This window comes from Gorillibacterium massiliense, from assembly GCF_000455485.1.
In the GTDB taxonomy this organism is placed as follows: Bacteria; Bacillota; Bacilli; order Paenibacillales; family NBRC-103111; genus Gorillibacterium; species Gorillibacterium massiliense.
Genome location: NZ_CBQR020000137.1, coordinates 1 through 4303, shown reverse-complemented (window position 1 = coordinate 4303; position 4303 = coordinate 1). Strand labels below are relative to the sequence as shown.

At 50.2% G+C, this 4303-nt stretch carries 6 protein-coding genes; 4 read left to right on the top strand and 2 right to left on the bottom strand.

Features of this window, described 5'->3' with window-relative positions; all coding sequences use genetic code 11:
* Positions 1-74: 74 nt before the first annotated feature.
* A complete protein-coding gene (locus TJ79_RS17790) occupies positions 75-1025 on the bottom strand; it encodes a hypothetical protein (RefSeq protein WP_040951700.1) in 951 nt (316 codons plus the stop codon).
* A gap of 104 nt (positions 1026-1129) precedes the next feature.
* Positions 1130-2275 (bottom strand): sporulation integral membrane protein YtvI, encoded by a 1146-nt coding sequence (gene ytvI / locus TJ79_RS17785; protein ID WP_040951699.1) that lies wholly within the window; start codon positions 2273-2275, stop codon positions 1130-1132.
* Positions 2276-2420: 145 nt separating this feature from the next.
* Between ytvI and nfsA the strand changes: the two genes are divergently transcribed.
* The 4 genes from nfsA to TJ79_RS17765 form a co-directional block, all read left to right on the top strand.
* Positions 2421-3191, top strand: a complete 771-nt coding sequence (nfsA, locus tag TJ79_RS17780) for an oxygen-insensitive NADPH nitroreductase (protein WP_052339716.1) — start codon at positions 2421-2423, stop codon at positions 3189-3191.
* 111 nt (positions 3192-3302) lie between these two features.
* Positions 3303-3605, top strand: coding sequence for a HesB/IscA family protein (locus tag TJ79_RS17775; protein ID WP_040951698.1), 303 nt, complete (start codon positions 3303-3305; stop codon positions 3603-3605).
* Complete coding sequence (locus tag TJ79_RS17770) at positions 3605-3835, top strand: YuzB family protein (RefSeq protein WP_040951697.1); 231 nt, start codon at positions 3605-3607, stop codon at positions 3833-3835. Before TJ79_RS17775 ends, TJ79_RS17770 begins: the two co-directional genes overlap by 1 nt.
* Positions 3836-3893: 58 nt before the next feature.
* Positions 3894-4303: hypothetical protein (locus TJ79_RS17765; protein WP_040951696.1), on the top strand; the 410-nt coding region annotated here is incomplete at its 3' end.

Genomic DNA, 4303 nt, shown 5'->3' with positions numbered 1-4303 from the left:
AAAAGCGGCTCTGTGCCTTTTTGCTATTACTGGATTTACAGTTTACTCGCAGATGATTCCGTTACGGACAGCTGTCACTTCAATATGTAGATTCCAGTTACACCTACGTTTAATCCGAAGTAAGGTTCCCCATTATCCCGCAAATAAAGCTCCTTGTCGGATATCATTTCGAACGTAAGCTCAAAGTCTCCATCTTTATAAATCATTTCTGTTTTTGAGGGGGTAGCTGTGCCCGGATCGATTGTTCCGATATTGACATTTCCTTGCGCGAGGGCTTCCTTATCCGGCGAATAAAATGCATCCATACTGAATAAAAGAACGTCGCCGGAAGATTTTGCAACGGTCAGAGTAGATCCGGAAAGCTCATCGGAACCATCCAACGTATAGGTTCCGGTAGGTAATCGCCGCCAGGCATTGGCGACACTGTCTTCCGGATTCGTCTTCAGTCCGATCAACACATCCTGGATCGTTAAGATTCGGTATGGGACACCAGATACCGCTTTATTTTCAATGGTTTGATCCTCGATAAAACCAGATTCGGTTTGCTTAAAGATGAGTAATTGCGAAATGGGAATTGCCCCCATGTCTCCCACACCGGTTGCATAGTCCGCGATCACGATAATGTCCTTTTTCCCGTCACCGCTTACATCCCGAAATGAAACTGCTGAAACGGAAAAGAAGGTGTTAAGCGAAGAAGGCTCATACTTCAGTTCGGCTACCGAATCTCCTTTTTTGACGTAAAAATGCAGTCTGATCTCGCCGTCTGTTTTTTCTTGAGTGGATATAAACTCGGACTCCCCCAAATTTTCGAAATTGACTTGGAAAGACTGATCTTTCAGGATTTCACCCAGGATTGCATCCGATTTTTGAGAGATACGCGGAGCAGTCTGGGTGGGGATGGCTGAGGAAAGAGTCGTTGTAGGAGTTGCCTGTGTGGTTGAAGATGGTGTGTGCGATGTATTACCGCCCTTACAACCTGAGATGAAAAGAAATAAAACGAAAAGAAATAGAAATTGCTTTTTCAACCTGAACTTCCTCCGGTTCAAAAGAATAGCTCCAATATCAAATGAAAATTCGATAAAGGAGCTATTTTTCCTGCTTTTGTAATTATGGAAAACGGTTCATCAGCTTACTTCGCAACAGAGTCCTCGTCGCGGTCCTCAGAAGGAGCCCAGGGGTGGGCGGTGTCCGGCATGTACTCCCCTTCGGGGACGCGGATCCACTTCTTCAAGTAACCTTGATTGTAAAGAGCCTTCAGTGTGATAATGAGAATAGGCGAGATGATCAGCCCCGATACTCCGAAAAGAGAAAGGGAAATGATCATGAATGAAAGCATGGTGAAGGCGGAAACCCCTAGGGAGTCGCCGGTAATTTTCGGCTCCATAATTTGCCGAATCAGCAGCACTACGAGCATAAGAACGGTCAAGCTGATGGCAAGGGTCGTCTTACCGACGATGAACAAATAGATGACCCAAGGAATGAAAAGTGTGGGAACGCCGAGCAGCGGAAGCAGGTCGAAAATAGCGGACAGCAGCGAGATGGTAAAGGCGTTTTCTACCCTCATGATCAGCAAAGCGACGAAAATAATGATAAAGGTGATACTAACCAGCTTCAGTTGGGATTTCAAGTAACTGGCAAGACCGGCCAGCACATTTTCCTTGAGAAAGGTGAAAGCGACCTTGAAGGTGTGCGGCGTTTTTTCCCGGGCTCCCCGCTTCCAGGCATCGATTTCGATGCTGAGGAAATAGGCAAGAATGATGCCCACGAGAAAACTGAACAAAAAGGAAGAGAAGGAGGACAGCCACGACATCAGGTGGGAAAAGAACCAAGTGATTGCGACTCCGCCGAATTTGGTGATGCTGGTGGTAAAGGTGGACAACCGATCCGTGATGTCGGCAGGCAGAAGAGCCCATTTATCCTGCCAATAGCCGGAATTTTCTTCCACAATGTTCTGTACCATCGCCGTATAATCGGGGATTTTTTTTGCAATGTTGGTGACCTGACTTGTAAAAATGGCCCCAAGGCCAACAATGGCTCCCAATAGGATGACGACGAAAATCAACGTCGAGATGGCGGTGGCCAGCGACTTTTTCACCCCGATGCGATGGAGCCGCTTGGCTAGCGGTTCGATGGCGAAAAAGATGAGAAACGCGAGAAAGATCGGCGTCGCGATGTTAAATATGTAGCTGAACAGCTTCATGAACAAGTAGACGGTAACCCCAATGACGGCGATATCGAAAATAGTCCGCCAATATTTTTTCCAAAAGATCAGCATAGTGGATGGTACACCTCTTTGTCGACAGAGTGGAATGCAAATCGGCTTGCAATCTGGTGCTATTTACGCTTATTTTACTTGAAGGTTTCATGGCTGTCACGAAAGTCACAAAAAGCTGGGAATTCGGCAAGGGGAGGAATCCATTATGAACGAGACGATGAATAGGCTCATGAGCCACCGGTCCATTCGGAAATTTACGGAAAAACCCGTGAACAGGGAAACGCTGGAGGATATTCTCCGGGCGGCGCAGATGGCTTCCAGTTCCAGCAATATGCAGGCGTATAGTGTGATTAACATAACAGACCCACAAAAAAGGCGGCAGCTGGCGCATATCGCTTCCGATCAAAGCTACGTAACGGAGAGCCCCGTCTTTCTCGTTTGGTGTGCGGATTTACAGCGGCTTGCGGCTTCCTGCGGATTCGATGCGGGCAGCGGGTATGTGGGGACGACGGAGAACCTCGTTGCGGCGCTAGTCGACGCGGCGCTTGCCGCTCAAAACGCCGTGGTTGCAGCGGAATCTCTAGGCCTGGGTGCGGTATACATAGGGGCGATCCGCAATCACATTCACGCTGTCGCGGAATTACTCGAACTGCCTGAACTGGTGATGCCGGTTTTCGGCATGTGCCTCGGCTATCCCGATCAGGAGCCCATTCTTCGGCCACGCCTGCCTTTGGCGGCCGTCCTTCATGAAAACCGTTATGATGCGGACAAAATAACCGATCTCGTAGGTGAATACGATTTAACAACGGAGCGGTATATGGTGGAAAGATCGGGCGGAAAATCCAAGGCAAACTGGACCGACTCCATGAAAAAAAAGCTTTCAGCGCCAATTCGGATGGACATTGCCCGGTTTATTGGGTCCCGCGGATTTTGGCGGAACGAAGAGAAGGATATGAATCCGGGAGAGAGGCAATAGTCAAAAGGATTGAATAGTTCTCTTACTTTCTTTACAATAAAGGAAAACTTGCCGGCCCTCAGCCACAAGGCCGAGGATGCCTAAACGACTAGATAGAAGGAGAGATTCGAGTTGAATTGTAAAATTACCCGCAATGCGGCTAAACAAATTTTGCAGGAAATGGCGTCCGAAGAGAACAAGGATTTGAAAATCCGCGTATTTATCACCCATAAACACGGCAGTCATGCCCACTACGGCATGGATTTGGACAAGCCGACGGATAACGACGTGATTGTAAGCACCGATAAAGGAATCGATGTGCTGTTGGCGAAGGATGAGCCTCTTTTGGATGGGATCAAGATCGACTACCTGTATTTCCCGCAGGAAGGTTACGAGATCACCAACCCCTCTAAAGGAAACACCGGAGATCATTGATGGCTGCAAAGAATGATATTCGCATCTGCGACAAATGCAAGCATATCAACGTCAAACGGGTATTGCCGAAGATCGAGCAAATGGCGCCGGACTCCCGGATTCGGGTGGGCTGCAAATCCTACTGCGGGCCTTGCTCGCGGTTTGCCTTTATCTATATCAACGGCAGATATATCACCGCCGATACGGAAGATGAAGCGCTGGAAAAGGCGCAAAAGTACGTCAAGAAGTAAGAAGTGTCTCCGGGAAAAGGCAGGCGGAATCGGCTTGTTAGCATGAAGGCATCTGCGAATGAAAAGCGGAGGTGAGGTTCATGGGGTAAAGCAAAGGGACGCTAATCTTCACACCGGCTTGGCGGTGTCGCTGCCGTTGTTGCTGGCGGCGCTGGCCATCGTTTTGCTGCCGGCGGTCTATTCCGTTTGGGCCGCGGCTCTGATCTCGGCCCTTTTCCTCTATCGCAGTGGAGCGGACGCCGTCTTTACCTTGACGGCTTTCTTCCGCTTTCTGCGCCAGGCGGGCCGCCAGGATTTGCTTGGCAGCGCCCGCTTCGGCGCGGTAGTCGGCGCCGCCACGGCGGTTGCCGGTGCAGCGGCCCTGTGCCTGCTGCTCGGCACAGGGCCTCTCGCAGACAGCGCCGACCTGACCGCCGGCTGGGCGGCTCTAGCCGCCGCGGGGCTCATGCTGACGCTGGGCGCGCGGCT

Excerpts from the sequence above, each read along its gene's own strand:
- ytvI (WP_040951699.1), bottom strand. The coding sequence starts at position 2,275 with ATGCTGATCTTTTGGAAAAAATATTGGCGGACTATTTTCGATATCGCC.
- nfsA (WP_052339716.1), top strand. The coding sequence starts at position 2,421 with ATGAACGAGACGATGAATAGGCTCATGAGCCACCGGTCCATTCGGAAA.
- TJ79_RS17770 (WP_040951697.1), top strand. The coding sequence starts at position 3,605 with ATGGCTGCAAAGAATGATATTCGCATCTGCGACAAATGCAAGCATATC.